Origin of the sequence: Ensifer sp. LC163 (assembly GCF_001695855.1) — a bacterium.
GTDB lineage: Bacteria > Pseudomonadota > Alphaproteobacteria > Rhizobiales > Rhizobiaceae > Ensifer.
In genome coordinates, this window is record NZ_MBSS01000011.1 from 1 (window position 1) to 17,363 (window position 17,363).

The 17,363-nt window shown below is 62.2% G+C and carries 12 protein-coding genes; 5 read left to right on the forward strand and 7 right to left on the reverse strand.

What is annotated here, in order from left to right:
- Positions 1–216, forward strand: a 216-nt coding sequence (locus BC360_RS09335) for an isocitrate/isopropylmalate family dehydrogenase (protein ID WP_244512704.1), incomplete at its 5' end; no start/stop codon positions are given.
- Positions 217–624: 408 nt separating this feature from the next.
- A complete protein-coding gene (locus BC360_RS09340) occupies positions 625–1,299 on the forward strand; it encodes a phosphatase PAP2 family protein (protein ID WP_065795036.1) in 675 nt (224 codons plus the stop codon).
- A 282-nt stretch (positions 1,300–1,581) separates the two neighbouring features.
- Here the strand turns inward: BC360_RS09340 and BC360_RS09345 are convergent, their stop codons facing one another.
- The 5 genes from BC360_RS09345 to BC360_RS09365 all read right to left on the reverse strand — a co-directional run bounded on the left by BC360_RS09345 (position 1,582) and on the right by BC360_RS09365 (position 8,023).
- The gene (locus tag BC360_RS09345; protein WP_065795037.1) at positions 1,582–3,471 is read right to left on the reverse strand and encodes an MFS transporter; all 1,890 of its coding nucleotides are present in this window, start codon (positions 3,469–3,471) and stop codon (positions 1,582–1,584) included.
- A 171-nt stretch (positions 3,472–3,642) separates the two neighbouring features.
- Entirely contained in the window at positions 3,643–4,905 is a 1,263-nt protein-coding gene (locus tag BC360_RS09350; protein WP_065795038.1) for an ABC transporter permease, read from the reverse strand.
- The gene (locus tag BC360_RS09355) at positions 4,902–5,591 is read right to left on the reverse strand and encodes an ABC transporter ATP-binding protein (protein WP_065781553.1); all 690 of its coding nucleotides are present in this window, start codon (positions 5,589–5,591) and stop codon (positions 4,902–4,904) included. The genes BC360_RS09350 and BC360_RS09355 overlap by 4 nt, the downstream gene beginning before the upstream one ends.
- A gap of 3 nt (positions 5,592–5,594) precedes the next feature.
- Positions 5,595–6,059: a hypothetical protein gene (locus tag BC360_RS09360; RefSeq protein WP_065781554.1), complete on the reverse strand. Its 465-nt coding sequence runs from the start codon at positions 6,057–6,059 to the stop codon at positions 5,595–5,597.
- Positions 6,060–6,271: 212 nt separating this feature from the next.
- The gene (locus tag BC360_RS09365) at positions 6,272–8,023 is read right to left on the reverse strand and encodes an alkaline phosphatase (RefSeq protein ID WP_065795039.1); all 1,752 of its coding nucleotides are present in this window, start codon (positions 8,021–8,023) and stop codon (positions 6,272–6,274) included.
- Positions 8,024–8,411: 388 nt separating this feature from the next.
- On the opposite strand from BC360_RS09365, the gene BC360_RS09370 reads away from it, so the two are divergent.
- Together BC360_RS09370 and BC360_RS09375 are read left to right on the forward strand one after the other, a co-directional pair.
- On the forward strand, positions 8,412–9,446 hold the full coding sequence (locus tag BC360_RS09370; RefSeq protein WP_053251133.1) for an aspartate-semialdehyde dehydrogenase: 1,035 nt from the start codon (positions 8,412–8,414) through the stop codon (positions 9,444–9,446).
- A 207-nt stretch (positions 9,447–9,653) separates the two neighbouring features.
- Entirely contained in the window at positions 9,654–10,475 is an 822-nt protein-coding gene (locus BC360_RS09375; protein WP_065795098.1) for a lytic transglycosylase domain-containing protein, read from the forward strand.
- A 69-nt stretch (positions 10,476–10,544) separates the two neighbouring features.
- Here the strand turns inward: BC360_RS09375 and BC360_RS09380 are convergent, their stop codons facing one another.
- Positions 10,545–11,192 carry a carbonic anhydrase gene (locus BC360_RS09380; protein ID WP_139109976.1) on the reverse strand — a complete coding sequence of 216 codons (648 nt, stop codon included), beginning with the start codon at positions 11,190–11,192 and terminating at the stop codon, positions 10,545–10,547.
- A 69-nt stretch (positions 11,193–11,261) separates the two neighbouring features.
- Positions 11,262–12,143: a pyridoxal kinase PdxY gene (pdxY, locus tag BC360_RS09385; RefSeq protein ID WP_053251134.1), complete on the reverse strand. Its 882-nt coding sequence runs from the start codon at positions 12,141–12,143 to the stop codon at positions 11,262–11,264.
- 282 nt (positions 12,144–12,425) lie between these two features.
- Between pdxY and BC360_RS09390 the strand changes: the two genes are divergently transcribed.
- Positions 12,426–17,219: an NAD-glutamate dehydrogenase gene (locus tag BC360_RS09390; protein ID WP_065795040.1), complete on the forward strand. Its 4,794-nt coding sequence runs from the start codon at positions 12,426–12,428 to the stop codon at positions 17,217–17,219.
- The last annotated feature ends 144 nt before the right edge of the window (positions 17,220–17,363 follow it).

Genomic DNA, 17,363 nt, shown 5'->3' on the forward strand with positions numbered 1-17,363 from the left:
ATCGCCAACCCGATCGCCATGATCGCCTCCTTCGCCATGTGCCTGCGCTACTCCTTCAACCTGGTCAAGGACGCCGACAACCTGGAGAAGGCGATCGCCACCGTGCTCGACAAGGGCATTCGCACCGGCGACATCATGGCCGCAGGCGCACGCCAGGTCGGAACGGTCGAGATGGGCGAAGCCATCCTCTCCGAGTTCAAGAGCCTGTCGGCCTGATTAGAGCATTTCCAGGAAAAGTGCGAAACGGTTTTCCGTCAGGGAATGTGTAAAAACAAAGAGATAGAGCGTTTCTGCGACTCCGTCTAAGCGGAAACGCTCCAATCAAAGGCGCACCCGTTCGGGTGACGCTATCCAAACTTTCAAACACCTTCGGAGCGATCCGGAGGTGTTTTGCGTTCGGTGGTCTTGAATTTGGCGGCGAAACCGACACATGCAGGCAAAACTGCGAGCCATAGGTGCGGAGAGGGACCGTAGGGCATCTACAGCGCCGCGCGTCTTATCAGACGCGCAAAGGTCGCTGTAGCACTTTGAATTGCTGCATGTTTTTGTCCTTAAACCGGATACGATTTAAGGAAACATGCAGTAGGCGCATTTCTTGCTTGCAGACCGTTTGGAAAGACAACCATGAACCGACCGCTCGCTTCAACCGGATGGATCCTCATCACGACGCTGATCCTCGTGCTTGCCTTCATCCCGCTCGATCCTTTCCTCTCGGAGCGGGCGCAGGCCCTGCCCGAGAGCATCGTCGCCTTCAACCGCCTGATCACCGACTTCGGCACCTTCGGCTGGATGATCTATCTCTCGGGTCTGGTCCTTGCCGTCGCCTTCATCCTGCGGCGTGCGCTCCTTCAGGAGCCGCTTCAGCGCCAGGCCCGCACCGTGCGCAACCTTGCCGCCTATTTTTTCCTGACCATCGGCACCGCCAGCGTGCTTGCGCATGCGCTGAAGTTGCTGATCGGCCGCGCAAGGCCGGAACTTCTGGTCGACCTTGGCGCCTACAGCCTGACGCCGTTTACCGGCGACACCCTGTTCGAGAGCTTTCCATCGGGCCATTCGACCGCGGCCGGCGCTTTCTTCGGCGTCTTTGCCATGCTGCTGCCGAAGCTCCGGCCGGTCTTTTTCGCGCTGGCACTGGTGATCGGGATCTCGCGCGTCATCGTCGGCGCCCATTATCCGAGCGACGTTGCCGCCGGGCTGCTGCTCGGCCTCTGGACATCCCTGATGGTGGCGTTTCTCTTTGCCAAGCGCGGCTGGCTTTTCCGCCCCGACGAGGCGGGCTGGCCGATCCCCAAGGGCTGAGACACCCGCCCATAAAAAAGCCGGCGCGGAAGACCGCGCCGGAGTCAGGAGAGCCGTGATACCTCTCGGGGAAGTCTTTACAGAGCCGCGCGTCAAACATGACGCGCTAAGGACGCTGTAACACTTTAAGCTTGCTGCATAATTTATCCTTAAATCGATTCCGATCTAAGGAATTATGCAGTAGAGCGTTTCCGGTTCAGACGGAGTTCCAGAAACGCTCTGTCTCTGTGCTCTTGCGCATTTCCTGACGGAAAACCGCTTCGCACTTCTCCTGGAAATGCTTCAGTCCATCGCGTGGATGTCGCGATCCTTGGTTTCCGGCAGGAACAGCATGCCGATCACCAGGGTGATGCCCGCGAAAACGATCGGGTACCAGAGACCGTAATAGATATCGCCCTGAGCCGCGCTCATCGCGAAGGCCGTTGCCGGCAGCAGGCCGCCGAACCAACCGTTGCCGATATGGTAAGGGAGAGACATGCCGGTGTAGCGGATGCGGGTCGGGAACAATTCGACCAGCAGGGCGGCGATCGGGCCGTAGACCATCGTCACGTAGATGACGAGAACGGTCAGAACGGCGATGATCATCGTCCAGTTGACGTTGGCGGGATCTGCCACCATCGCGAAGCTGCCGCCCTTGGCAATCGTGTAGACAGCCATTTCGGTAGCAGTGCCGACTTCATCCTTCGTCAAGAGCTTGTCGGCGATGAGCTTGTCGGCCGGGACCACGGTGTTTTCGCCACCGCGAACGGCAGCCGCATCAAGCGCAAGTTCCGGGTTGGCGGCGACAAAACCGTCGAGCTTGGATTCCGGAACCTTTGCCGCACCACGAACCAGCGGATAGCCGGCATCGTGCAGGGCCATGTTGACCTGCTTTTCAAAGGCACCGTTTGCAGCCTTGGCGCCATCGCCTGCGGCGACCGCGTCGTAGCTGTTGATCGTGGTTTCGCCGACCTTGACCGTGGCTGCAGTCCCGGCGGCCGCCGTCGTTACGACGTCGTAGGGGACCGAGTTCTTGGTCAGGAACGCCGTTGCGATGTCACACGAGGTCGTGAACTTCGCCGTACCGGTCGGATTGAACTGGAATTTGCAGTCGCCCGGTGCGGCGGTCACGGTTGCCCGAACCGTTGCCTGGGCCTGGGCGAGCGCCGGGTTACCGGCCCACGTCAATGCCTTGAACAGCGGGAAGTAGGTGAGCATGGCAAGCAGCAGGCCGGCCATGATGATCGGCTTGCGGCCGATCTTGTCGGAGAGCCAACCGAAGAGCACGAAGAAGCCCGTACCGATCAGCAGCGAGGCGGCGACCATGATGTTGGCCGACTGACCATCCACCTTGAGCACGCCCGTCAGGAAGAACAGCGCGTAGAACTGACCGGAGTACCAGACGACGGCCTGGCCAACGACGGCGCCGAACAGCGCCAGAAGCGCGATCTTCGCGTTCTTCCACTGGCCGAAGGCTTCCGACAGTGGTGCCTTGGAACCCTTGCCCTCTTCCTTCATCTTCTTGAAGGCCGGCGACTCGTTCATCTTCAGGCGGATCCAGACGGAAACGCCGAGAAGCGCGACCGAGACGAGGAACGGAATGCGCCAGCCCCAGGCAGCAAAGGCTTCCTTGCCGACCAGGAACTGGACGAGCAGGATCACCACCAGCGACAGGAACAGACCGAGCGTCGCGGTCGTCTGGATCCAGGACGTGAAGTAACCGCGGCGTCCGTGCGGAGCATGCTCGGCCACATAGGTGGCAGCACCGCCATATTCGCCACCGAGCGCCAGGCCCTGAAGCATGCGCAGGGCGATGAGCAGGATCGGCGCGGCGATGCCAATGGAGGCAGCGCCAGGCAGGACGCCGACCAGGAAGGTCGACAGACCCATGATCAGGATCGTGACCAGGAATGTGTACTTGCGGCCGACGAGATCGCCGAGACGGCCGAAGACCAGAGCACCGAACGGGCGAACCAGGAAGCCCGCGGCGAACGCCAGAAGCGCGAAGATGTTTCGCGTCGTTTCCGGATAGGAGCTGAAGAAGGTCGCACCGATGTAAACGGCAAGCGAACCGTAGAGATAGAAATCGTACCATTCGAACACGGTACCAAGCGACGAGGCGAAGATGACCTTCTTCTCCTCGCCGGTCATCGGACGCGCTTTTACGCCGTCCGCTGTCAAGACATTTGCCATTTTGTTTATCCTCCACTCCAAAACAGCCCATTGGAGCGCCCATTGGCTGGCTCGGACATTCCTCCCTTGAACGTTCGAACGTGGTGCGCCTGACCAAAGGATGTCAGAAAAGAGGGACCGTAGGCAGGGATGCTTTCGGCTTATGACTTTCGTCTAAGAAGCCCCAGGACCTCAGGCCCTGAGGGCTGCCGCCGGCGATTGCCGGTAGGCGAGCACGGCCGGCAGCATGGCGAGGCAGCCGGCGAAGGCGAGAATGGCAAAGACAAGAAATCCGTCGCCGGCGGCGAACATGACAGGCATGGCAACGCCGCTCTCGCCGGAAAGATATCCGGCTATGAACTTGGCGGCGCCGAAGCCGAGCGCGAAACCGGAGAGCACGCCGGCAGCGATCAACGCAAACAGTTCGCTCCAGACAATGACAAATACCGCCGTGCGCGGCGCGCCGAATGCCCTAAGCGCCCCGATCTGCCGTCGGCGCTGGCCGACATGCAGGATCGTGACGAGCAGGATCGCGGCTGCAACCAGAACCTGGGCGCCCGTCGTCACCCCTACGAGCACCCGCTTGGCGTCGCCGAGCGTGGCATAGAGGTTCGTCAGCACCTCGCCGGGAAAAACCGCCAGCGTCGTGTTGCTGCGGTAGTCCTGCCGGAGCTTGTAGGCATCGGCGATCGACTTGGGTTTGACGAGGATTGCCGGCAGGCCGGGCGTGGCCTTGCTCCAATCTTCGTCGAGCGCCGCGTCCGCATCGATATGCGGGTGGTCCCCCCCTGCACCGGACGCGGTCTCGTCATGTGGGTGGTCGTCGTGGCCATCGGCATCGTCGTGTTCGGCCGCTGCCATTCCATGCAGCGCCCAGACGGCCTGCATCGGCACAAGAATGGCTCGGTCCCAAGCGGTACCCGTGGGCTTGAGCCGTCCGACGATGCGATAGGCGAGTTCCGTGTGGGCGTGACCGCCGAGTTCGGCAAGGCCGTGGGTGGGCTTGACCGCATAGCCGAGCGCCAGGTCGACGGCAGCGCCGGCGACGGCTTCGCCAAGGGTGGCAAAGACACGGCCTTCAGCAAGCTGTTCGAGCTCGCCGACCAGCCCGGTGGAAGTACCGACGACGGCATAGCCACCAAAACTGTCGCCGAAGCCGACCGGCGCCGCGGAGGCGACGCGCGGATCGGCCAGAAGGCGCGCCAGCACCGTGCCCTCCATCAAAGGCAGCGGCGAGGGTTGCAGGAAGATCGAGGAAAGCACGAGCTGCGTTTCGCTGCCGGGCGCGCCGATCACCAGATCGAACTTGTCGGCGGCGCGGGCGCTGCCAAGCCGAAGGGCGCGCTCCTGCAAGGTTACGGCAACGCCGAGCGCCGTTGCCAGCGCAACCAGCAGAACGAAGACGAGAGAACCCGCCCAGAGACGGCGCAGATCCGCAAGGATGAAGCCGATCATGCTGCGCGCTCCTCGATCACCCCGTCTTCGACGATACGCCCGGCGGCAAGCCGGATGCGGCGATCCATGCGTCGCGACAGCGCCAACTCGTGCGTCGCGACGATCAGGGTGCAGCCGCTTTCGGTGGAAAGCTCGAGCAGCAGGTCGCCGACGGCATCGCCGGCGTCGCTGTCGAGGCTGGCGGTCGGCTCGTCGGCAATGACCACCCCCGGCTTGCGCAGCAAGGCACGGGCAATCGCCACACGTTGCATTTCGCCGCGCGACATGGTCTCGATCATCTGCGTCGACCGGGCGAGGCCGACGCGTTGCAGTAAATGTTCCGCGCGCGCGCCGACATCACGGGTCATGGCGCCGGAGAGCCTTGCCGGCAGCAGAACGTTTTCCAGCGCGCTGAGGCCGGGAAAAAGGTGAAAATCCTGCAGGACGAGGCCGATATTGGCGCCGCGCCAGCGATCGCGGGCGCCTTCGGAGAGCGCGCAAATATCGACGCCATCCCAGAGAATACGGCCTTGCCCGGCGCGCTCGAGCCCGGTCAGGATGCTGATCAGGGTACTTTTGCCGGATCCGGACGCACCGGTAAGCGCCACCCGGCTGCCGGCGGTGACACTGAGGCTGTCGATCGCCAGGGCCGGCGCCGCAAGGCCGGGAAAGCTGACATCGATCCCCGCGAGCTGAAGACCAAGCATGCGCTAGACCGTGTAGAACTGGGATGAACGCAGGCGGAGCAGGCTGACGAAACCCGTCTCCGGGTCCGTCCAGGAGCCGACCTCCAGCGTCCCGCGAACCTCGATCGTCTGGCCGGGCGGCACGAAGGTCTGCTTCTCCCCCAAATAGACGACGACGATGTTGTCCGGCCAGTCGGAATCCGACGAACAGAACGGACAAAGGGCCATCGGGATCTCCGTCAGCACGAAGAACGCCGCCTCCGCCTTGAGCGGCGGCGCCATGAAGCCGCGCATGCGGACTTCCTGGCCGGCAAGGCTCTTTACCTTTTGCGAGAATTCCAGACCGAGCACGCTCACCTTGCCGTAAAGCTCATCGAACGTGAGGCTGTCTTCGGCCAGGGCAGGGCGCCCATCAATCAAAATAGCCGCGCCGGCGATCAGGCCGAGCACGACTCGACGGCTCAAGGACATGGAGGTCGGTAGGGTCATCGTCTCATCGCCAATCGTACCCCGGCGGCACCTGCGCACCCCGCCGGCCGGAATGAACGTTACAGCGCCGCGCGTCTATTTAGACGCGCAAAGGTCGCTGTAACAGTTTGAGTTGCTGCATCATTTTGTCCTTAAATCGATTCCGATTTAAGGAATTATGCAGTAAGTGAAGCCTCCTCCCCGGTCTGAGGGAGGAGGCAGGTTTCAAACGATCAGTTGGTCTGCTTCACGCCGAGAGCAAGCGCGTCGACGAGAACGCGATAGACGTCGCTCTGCTCCATGTAACCCCTGAAGCCTTCGCTGCCCGGGCCTTCCGACTGCAGCACGACGTCATCGACCGTGTGCTGGCCGGTGCTTTCATCCTTCGGCAGGATGCCGACGCGCAGGACCGCGCCGGGCATGTCCTTGTAGGCTTCGTTGGCGACATACTCGTCCTTCTCGTTCTTCACCGCCGGCTCGAACGGGCCATCCAGCTTGGGGCTGAAGGTTTCGTAGTGGTCGGGGAAGTTGGAGACGAACATCGCCAGGCGGCGGCTCGCATCGATCTTGTCGGGGTAGCCGTCCTTGTTCTCGTCGGTGTAGTTCGGGAAGCCAGCCGAAGCGCCCGTCTTGACCTTGTCGCGGCCTTCCTTGCCCTCGACGGTGTCATCGATGATGCCGAGCAGCGAGACGCCATGGGTATGGTCGCCGGTAACGACGACCAGGGTATCCGGGTTGTTCTTCGCGAACTCGCGGGCAACACCGACCGCCTGGTCGAACTCGATGGTCTCGACGACGGCGCGTTCCATGTCGAGCGGATGGCTCATCTTGTCGATCGAAGCGCCCTCGACCATCAGGAAGAAGCCGTTTTCGTTCTTCGACAGCCGGTCGAGCGCGGTCTTGGTCATGTCGACGAGGCCGGGCTGGCCCGGGAATTTTTCGACCGTGCCCTTCTTCAGGAATTCGCGATCAAGCGTCACGTCCATGTTGCCGGTGTGGAACAGACCGAGAAGCTTGCCGTCTTCAGGCGCATTGGCGAGCTCGGTCTTGTCGGTGGCCAGCGCATAGCCGGCTTCCTGGAACAGCTTGATGTAGTCCTGGTTGTCCTTGCGCTTGGAGCCGGGTGTCTCCTTGCCGAGGAAATAGGCCGAGCCGCCGCCAAGGAGGACCTCCGGCTTGACGTCGTAGATCATGCCGACGATCTCGGCCTTGTCGTTGCGGTTGCGGGTGTGAGCGACGACGGCGGCCGGCGTGGCATCCTCGATTTCCGAGGTGGTGACGAGGCCGATCGACTTCTGCGTCTGGCGGCGCAGCGCTTCCGCGATGGTTTCGACGCGCGGATCGTCGAGGCTGTCGGGCGTGCGGTCGCCATAGACGCCGACGGCGTTGATCACGGTCTTGTGGCCGGTCATGTAGGCCGACATGGTGTTGGCGCTGTCGGTGTCGATCGAATTGGTTGCCGACGTGCCGATGAAGGCCATGCGCTCGAGATCATCCATGTTGAGGCGGCCATTGGCCTTACCCTCGGTCATGCCTTTCGACATGATGCGGGCGGCGGTGCGGTGCGCGACCGAAAGGCCGTCACCCAAAAGGAAGATCACGTTCTTGACCTTCGGCTGTTCGGTCGTGGCAAAGACGTCCCAGGTCACGGTCTTCGTCTGCTCGCCGGCCGTCACTTCGACCTTGTAGCTGCCCGGCGCGCCGATGATTGCATTGCGCAGCAGCAGCGCCGAACCGAGTTCCTTGTCTTCCTTGCCCTTTTCCATCGCGACATAGGCGGCTTCGGCACCGAGCGTTGCCTTGTAGTCCTGGCCGTTGACGGTCACCTTGATGTCTTCCGCCTTGACCGCACCCTTGAGCTCGACCTTGAAATCGAATGGAGAACCGGCAAGTATCGTCGCACGATCAAGGGGATAGACGTCCGCGGCCTGGGCTGCGTGGGTCAGAACCGTCGTAGCAAAGAGGGTGGCTAGAAGCGTGCGCATGGCAATCGTCCCTTTGAGGTGTCGGATTGCGCGGTCGTAACGCCCGGCCATGACAGCGCCATGACATTGCGATCACGTTTGCGGGCGCCAAGCATCGCACGCTTGACTCGCCGATAGAAACAATTATTAGGAGCCTCGGAAAGGAAGGCATTCCATGCTTCGCCGCGAACATAACTTCGCTGACAGCAGCGTCCTGGCAGAAATCGCCGGGCAGGATATGCATTTTCCAGCTTCCTTCAAAACAACGGCCAAAACGACGACGAAAACCGTCTGACGTCTCTGGCCCTCCGCTCTCTCCCCGGTTTGGCCGGGGACAGGAACCCTCGCGGCGGATCGCGCGGTTTCCCCCTCCACCCGACGAGGAGAGACAGAAAAGAGAGCTTAGATCATGGGTTTCAAGATTGCAGTCGCAGGCGCCACCGGCAATGTCGGCCGGGAGATGCTGAACATCCTTTCGGAACGCGGCTTTCCCGCCGATGAAGTGGTCGCCCTGGCTTCCGCCCGTTCCCAAGGCACGGAAGTTTCCTTCGGCGACAAGACGCTCAAGGTCAAGAACCTCGAAAACTACGATTTCTCCGATACCGATATCTGCCTGATGTCGGCCGGTGGCGCGGTATCGCTGAAGTATTCGCCGAAGATCGGCCAGCAGGGTTGCGTCGTCATCGACAACTCCTCGGCCTGGCGCTACGACGCCGAGGTGCCGCTGATCGTGCCGGAAGTGAACCCGGACGCGATCTCGCTCTTCACCAAGAAGAACATCATCGCCAACCCGAATTGCTCGACCGCTCAGCTCGTCGTCGCGCTGAAGCCGCTGCACGACCACGCCAAGATCAAGCGCGTCGTGGTTTCGACCTACCAGTCGGTTTCCGGCGCGGGCAAGGACGGCATGGACGAACTCTTCAACCAGACCCGTGCGGTCTTTGTTGCCGACCCGATCGAATCGAAGAAGTTCACCAAGCGCATCGCCTTCAACGTCATTCCGCACATCGACGTCTTCATGGAAGACGGCTACACCAAGGAAGAGTGGAAGGTTCTGGCCGAAACCAAGAAGATGCTGGATCCGAAGATCAAGGTGACCTGCACGGCCGTGCGCGTTCCGGTCTTCATCGGCCATTCGGAATCGGTCAACATCGAGTTCGAAAACGAGATCACCGCTGACGAGGCGCGCGACATCCTGCGCGAAGCGCCGGGCTGCCTGGTCGTCGACAAGCACGAGAACGGCGGCTACGTCACGCCTTACGAGTGCGCCGGCGAAGACGCGACCTACATCTCGCGCATCCGCGAAGACGCAACCGTCGAAAATGGCCTCAACATCTGGGTCGTTTCCGACAACCTGCGCAAGGGTGCGGCACTGAACGCGATCCAGATCGCCGAGTTGCTGATCAACCGCGGTCTGATCCGCGCCAAGAAGCAGGCCGCCTGAACAAACAGACGGTAAACCGCAAATAAGAACCCCGCTTGGCCCGTTATCGGCCTGCGGGGTTTCCCGTTTCACGGATCCGTGTGAGAAATTGATCGGATTCACGTGAAACCATTAGAGAATTTCCGCCAATTAGGGGCGGGTGACAGTGCCGGCGAAGGCTGGCATCTTTGTAACGGCAACCAGATTCGGGCCATGACGGGGTATTTCATGCACACGGCAAAGTGCGTAGCGATTGGGCTTGCGGCCCTGATTTCAACGGCGATCCTTCCGGCGAGCGCTTCAGCGGCACAGTGCGGCAATGACAGCAGCGGTTTTGCAACCTGGATGACGCAGTTCAAGCAGGAAGCCGCCGGCAACGGCATCAGCCCTGCGGTGCTCGACAAGGCGCTCTCCAGCGTCGCCTACAACAAGGCGACGATCCGCGCCGACCGTGGCCAGAAGAGCTTCAAGCTCTCGCTCAGCCAGTTCATGCAGAAGCGTGGCGGCCAGACGATCATTTCGCGCGGCAAGAAGATGAAGGCCCAGAATGCTGCGCTCTTTAACAGCATCGAGCAGCGCTACGGCGTGCCGGCCGGCCCGCTGATCGCCATCTGGGGCATGGAAACCGGCTTCGGCGGCTTCATGGGCAAGGAGCATACGCTCTCTGCCGTTTCGACGCTCGCCTATGACTGCCGCCGCTCCGACTACTTCACCAACCAGCTCTACGCGGCACTGCAACTCGTCCAACGCGGCGATCTCAGCCCGGCTGCACGGGGCGCTGCCCATGGTGAAATCGGACAGACCCAGTTCCTTCCGGCAAACGTGCTGAAATTCGGCGTCGACGGCGACGGCAACGGCCATATCGACATGGTTCGTTCGAAGGCGGACGCGCTTGCGTCGACCGCCAACTTCCTGCGTGGACACGGCTGGCAGTCGGGCGCTGGATATCAGCAGGGACAGGCGAATTTCGGCGCGATCCAGGGTTGGAACGCCGCCAGCGTCTACCAGCAGGCCATCGCCATCATCGGCGCCGAAATCGACGGCGACTGATCGCTAATCAAAGTTTCTCGAATGAAGAAAGCCCGGTTCGAAAGGACCGGGCTTTTTCTGTGGTTTCAATCACATGCCGGGACGGGCAAAATCGCCGGTCTTCGGATCCATCACCCAGAGCTCGCCGGTCGAGATGTCGAACCAGGCACCGTGAAGCTGGAGCTTGCCCTTCGCTTCGAGAATCTGGACGCAGGGGAAGGTGCGCAGATTGGTGATCGAGTTGCGGATCGAGACCCGTTCCAGCGCCCGCTGCCGCTCGGCCTGGGTCATCACGTCGTTGCTCTGGATCTGCTCGGCGGACGGCTTCAAGAGGTTCATCCAGCGGCCGATGAAATCACCCGGCGACAAGGGCTCGGCATCCAGGTCGAGCGCAGCCTTGATGCCGCCGCAGCGGCCATGGCCCATGACGACGATGTCGCTGACGCGCAGCGACTGGACCGCAAATTCCAGAGCTGCCGACGTCGAATGGTAGTGACCGTCGGGCTCGTAGGGCGGCATGAGATTGGCGACGTTGCGCACGACGAAGAGCTCGCCCGGACCGCTGTCGAAAATCGTCTCGGGCGCTGCCCGGGAGTCACAACAGGCGATGACCATGGTCTTGGGCTTCTGCCCGCTGTCCGCCAATGTCTTGTAACGCTGCTGCTGTTCGCTGAAACGACCGCTCATGAAGTTACGATAGCCGTTCAGAAGGTGGTCCGGAAAACGCTGCATATCCATCGGTTACCCCGCTGCTGTCGAGAGTTCAATCCACCAAGCCATCCGACGGCGTGCCGTGAACAGCTTCTTCTATTTCCGGCGCATCTGGCTCGGATGCAGCAGGCGCCGCATCTGCACCATCGCCATCGGCGTCGAGAGACTGGACGCATCCTGTTCGAGCGTCAGTTCATCGGCGCCGCGCTTGACCGTGCGCGCGATAATTTCGAAAACGCTGGCCGTGGCCATCTGAAGCGCGCGTTCCTCGGACAGTCCTTCCAGCAAACGCGCCAGGAACACCGCCGTCAGCAGATCGCCCGTGCCGTTCGGTGGGTTCTCGATCAGCCGATGCTCGGCAAGGAGCGCGTGGTTGCCGGAGAGATAGAGGTTCCCCGTGCCGCCGTTCATCATCGGGATCGCCGACGTGACGAGCATCCGCGAGGGACCGAGCGCCAGCGCCGCATCAAGAATTGCCGCGTTGGTCTCAAGCGTCGCGCCGGCCAGCCAGGCCAGTTCGAAGCGGTTGGGCGTGGCGAGGCTTGCAAGCGGCAACAGCCGGTCGCGGATGGCCGTTGCCGTCGCTTCGGGCACGTAGAGCCCTTCGGCGTCACCGATCACCGGGTCGCAGGCGTAGACGAGATCCGGATTGCGGGCGCGCAGGGCGGTGACCAGCCGGGCAACGCCATCTGCCTGCCCTGCCGAGCCGAGATAGCCGGAGAGCACCGCCCGAACCTCGCCAGCCCAGGGCGCCTGCGCCAGATCATCGATCACCGACTGGAACTCCGCGTCCGGTATCGTGATGCGCGTCGAACGGCCATGGCCGGGATGCCAGGGTAGAATGACCGTCGGCAGGGCCCAGACGGGGTGGCCAAGTGTCTCCAAGGCAAAGACAACCGCCCGATTGCCGACGGTACCGCGAACCACATGACTAGAAATGACGATGACGGCGCCAGGCAAGGAGGGCATTTCGGGCATCGGCCAGTCCAATCCTTCGATTTGAACTCTGATCACCGACTGTCACCGCCATGTCAACAGGCTATGGCAGACAGGTTCCGCACAAGCCTCTGGCGTTTTCGTGCTTTTTCATCGAAATTCGAGCAATTTTCGCCAATTTGCCTTCGATTTAAATGGATTTAAGCTGTTTTCACGTGAGATTCTCCGACTTTTGGCTCGTTTTTGCCGAAATCGTCATAAAAAGCGGTCGCCATTAGCCATGGTTCTGATAGGGTCTAGCCTATCATGAATGGGAGAAACTTCATGGGCGTGAAATACAATCCGAAGCGGGACAGACACATCGACGCAGCGAAGGCGGCCGCCACCAAACTGGGCTCCGACGCGCTGGCGCCGGAGATCCTCTTCGGCGGGGCCAGCAACGACGACCTCGATCTCTATTCGGCGGACATGCTGGCACTGACGGCGGCCCATGCGAGAAGCGAAGTCGCACGCTGGGACGGCGGCAAACCTCAGGTTTCGGTCGAAACGGTGGCCGGCGTCGCGCCCGGCGGCACCGAGGTTTCGATCATTGCGGTCACGGAACACAACATGCCGTTCCTCTATGATTCGGTCATGGGCGAAGTGACGAGCACCCACCGCGACATTCATCTCGCGATCCATCCCATTCTGGTCCAGGAGCCGGGCAAGCCCATCAAGCTGTTCGATCCGGATGAACCGAGCGATCCAGCGCACCGGATCAGCCATATCCAGATCCACCTCGGCAAATTGACGCCGGCGGAGGCGCAATCACTCAGCAACCGCATCCGCGACGTGCTCGAACAGGTTCATCAGGCCGTGCACGACTGGCCGGCGATGACGACGCTGCTCGACCACGCCATGAAGGAGCTCGAGGACTACAGTGCCTCGCGCAAGAAGAGCGACCGCGACGAAGCGCTGGCGTTCCTTCGCTGGCTCAGGGACAACAACTTCACCTTCCTCGGCATGCGCGAATACACCTATTCCGGCAAGGGCGGGAAGGCGACGGTCGAGCGCGGCAAGGGCAGGGGCCTCGGCATCCTTTCCAATCCCGATGTGCGCGTGCTGCGCCAGGGCAAGGACGCGGTTCTGACGACGCCGGAAATTCTGGCCTTCCTCGAAAGCCCGGATTTCCTGATCGTCACCAAGGCCAATGTGAAGTCGGTCGTGCACCGGCGCGCCTATATGGATTATATCGGTGTCAAGCGTTTCGATGCCGACGGCAATGTCGCCGGCGAACTGCGCATCGTCGGCCTGTTCACCTCCTCGGCCTATACCCGCCAGGCGGCGGAAATCCCGCTCTTGCGCCACAAGATCGAGAAGATCGTCGACCATTTCGGCTACGATCCGCAGAGCCACTCCGGCAAGATGCTGGACAACACGCTCGAATCCTACCCGCGTGACGATCTCTTCCAGATCGACGTCGGTCTGCTGGCCGCCTTCTGCGAACAGATCAACGAGCTGGGCGACCGTCCGCGCATCCGCGTTCTGCCGCGCATCGACCATTTCGACCGCTTCGTTTCGGTCATCGTCTTCGTGCCGCGCGAACAATATGATTCCGATGTTCGCGAGAAGATCGGGGACTATCTGAAGACCGCCTATGACGGCCGCGTTTCGGCCTACTACCCGGCCTTCCCCGAAGGCGGTCTGGCGCGCGTGCACTTCATCATCGGCCGCTCCGCTGGCAAGACCCCGCGCATCCCGCAGGCCAAGCTCGAGGAGGCTGTACGCGGCATCGTCACCCGCTGGATCGATCGCTTCGACCTGCTTGCCCGCAAGGACGGCATCGAGCTTAGCGTTGGCGGAGCCTACCAGGCGGCCTTTGCACCGGCCGAAGCCTATGCCGACCTCGCCGATATCGCCGCCTGCAAGGCGGAAGATCCGATCCGGATCTCGTTCTACCACTATAACCGCCCGGTCAACCGTCCGGACACCGCGGAGCTGAAGATCTTCCACGCCGGCGAGCCCGTATCGCTCTCGCGCCGCGTGCCGCTGCTCGAAAACCTCGGCTTTCGGGTCATCAGCGAGCAGACCTACGACCTCAACGTCGGCAAGCATGGTGAGGACCAGCATCGCGTCGTCCTGCACGACATGGAACTGATCCATCGCGACGGTCACACTCTCAATCTCGAAAAAACCGGCGCAGCGCTCGAGGAAGCCTTCCTCGCCGCCTGGAACGGCACGATCGAGGACGACAACTTCAACAGGCTGATCCTGCTCGCCGGCTTGAACGCCCGCGAAGTGACGGTGCTGCGCGCCTATGCTCGCTACCTGCGCCAGGCCGGCATCACCTATTCGCAGGGCTATATCGCCGACACGCTGAACAAATATCCGGCGATTGCCGCCGATATCTTCAAGCTGTTCGTGACCCGCATGAACCTGGCGATCGAGGAGAAGCCGCGTGCCAAGAAATGCAACGCCCTGATCGCGTCGATCGAGACCGCATTGTCGGCGGTGCCGAGCCTCGACGAGGACCGGATCCTGCGCCGCTACGTCAATGTGATCGAGGCGACGCTCCGGACCAACTACTTCCAGAAGGACGCTGACGGAAAGCCGCGCGCGGTGCTCGCATTCAAGCTCGACCCCAAGCAACTCGAAGGCTTGCCTGAGCCGCGCCCGTTCCGCGAGATCTTCGTCTACGGCACCGAAGTCGAAGGTGTGCACCTGCGCTTCGGCAAGGTCGCCCGCGGCGGTCTTCGCTGGTCCGACCGCGCACAGGACTACCGCACCGAAGTGCTGGGCCTGGTCAAGGCACAGCAGGTCAAGAACGCCGTCATCGTGCCCGTCGGCGCCAAGGGTGGTTTCTATCCGAAGCAGCTGCCGGTCGGCGGCAGCCGCGACGAGGTGTTCAGGGCCGGCACCGAGGCCTACAAGACCTTTATCCGCACGATGCTGTCGGTCACCGACAACATCGTCGGCCAGGATGTCGTGCCGCCGGCCGACACGCTGCGCCGCGACGGTGACGATCCCTATTTCGTCGTCGCCGCCGACAAGGGCACCGCTACCTTCTCGGACACGGCCAACGGCCTCGCCCAGGAAGCGGGATTCTGGCTGGACGACGCGTTCGCCTCGGGCGGATCAGCCGGCTACGACCACAAGAAGATGGGCATCACCGCGCGCGGCGCCTGGGAAACCGTCAAGCGGCACTTCCGCGAGATGGACATCGACATCCAGACGACGCCCTTCACCGTCGCCGGCGTCGGCGATATGTCGGGCGACGTGTTCGGCAACGGCATGCTGCTTTCCGAAAAGATCCGTCTGCTTGCGGCCTTCGACCACCGCGACATCTTCATCGATCCGGCACCGGATACCGATGTTTCCTTCGCCGAGCGCAAGCGCATGTTCGCGCTGCCGCGCTCGAGCTGGCAGGACTACGATCGCAAGACGCTTTCCGAAGGCGGCATGATCATTTCCCGCGCCGAAAAATCGGTGACGCTGACGCCGGAAGCCATGGCTGCGATCGGCATCGACAAGCAGAAGGCCACCCCGTTCGAGATCATGAACGCGATCCTGAAGAGCCAGGTCGATCTCCTCTGGTTCGGCGGCATCGGCACCTATGTACGCGGCAGCAACGAGACGGATGCCGAAGTCGGCGACCGCGCCAATGACTCAATCCGCGTGGCGGCCGAAGAGGTCCGCGCCCGTGTCATCGGCGAGGGCGCAAACCTCGGCGTCACCCAGAAGGGCCGTATCGGCTTCGGCCTCAACGGTGGTCGCTGCAACTCCGACGCCATCGACAACTCGGCGGGCGTCAATTCCTCCGACGTCGAGGTCAACATCAAGATCGCGCTGGCCTCCGCCATGCGCGATGGTCGCCTGACCCGGCCGAAGCGCAACACCCTGCTGGCGTCGATGACCGAGGAAGTCGGCCATCTCGTACTGCGCAACAACTACGGGCAGTCTCTGGCGATCTCGCTGACCGAACTGCAGGGTGCAGGCAACCGGACGACGCTCGGCCGCCTGATGACCCGGCTCGAGGCCGACGGCCATCTCAACCGCAAGGTCGAGACACTGCCGACCGACCAGGCCATGACCGAGCGCTATCAGGCGGGCAAGCCGCTGACGCGCGCGGAAATCGGCGTGCTGCTGTCCTACTCGAAGCTGGTTCTGTTCGACGAGCTGATCGCCAGCGAGCTTCCCGATGACCCGTATTTCACGGCGACACTGGAACGCTACTTCCCGGGCAAGATGCGCAAGGCCTATGCCGGCGACATCCATGGCCACCGGCTGCGCCGCGAGATCATCGCGACGGTGCTGGCCAACGAAACCATCAATCGCGGCGGCCCCGCCTTCGTTTCGACCTTGACGGACGCGACCGGCTTCCTCTCGGCGGACGTGGTCAAGGCGGCGGTTCTCGCGCTCGACGGCTTCGATCTGCCGCGGATCTATGACGAGATCGACGCCCTGGACAACCGCATCAGTGGCGGCCTCCAGAACGCGCTCTATCAGGAAGTCGGGCGCATCTTCGCGCTTGTAACGGAGAGGGCACTGCGCACCCACGCGGCAACGGGCTCGGTCTCGGACGCCGTGACGCGCCTGCGCGATGGTCTGCAGAAGCTCCGCGGCACCATGCGCACCGCAATTTCAGGCGAAACCGCCGACGAGGCTCGGATAAAGACCGCAGCCTTCATCGAGGGTGGCGTGCCGGAGAAACTGGCGGACGAGATCTCGGAACTCGCGCTGATGACCCTCGTGCCCGAAATCATGCAGATCGCCACTGAAACTGGCGAAACGCTGAGCCGCACGGCACAGGGCTATTTTGCCGTCACCGAAACGCTGCGGATCAACCGCCTGCTGGCGGCAGCCGATCGTGTCCCGGCGACAGAGCAGTTCGAGGCAATGGCGCTGTCGCGCGCAGTCTCGGATATTGCCGGTGCCAGACGCGACATCACGGCAGCGGCCTTGCGCGAACAGAAGAGCGAGCGCAATCCGGTGCAGGCCTGGCAGGAAAACGACCACGAACGCGTTTCACGCGCCGGTGGTCAGTTGACGCTTCTGACCGAGAAGGGCGAGACAACGCTTGCCAAGATCACCGTTGCTGCAGGTCTGCTCAACGACCTTGCACGCGGCAGGGCGAAATGACACAGTCCGCCCCGAACTAGCGCAAAATCGGGCCGGGGCAGTTCCGTCAACCCGGTCTCGAGAAGCGAGATATGACGATCTTTCTGCGCCGCGCGTTCACTTGGACGCACGGCGCAGTCATTTCCGGGAGGGGCAATTGGCGAT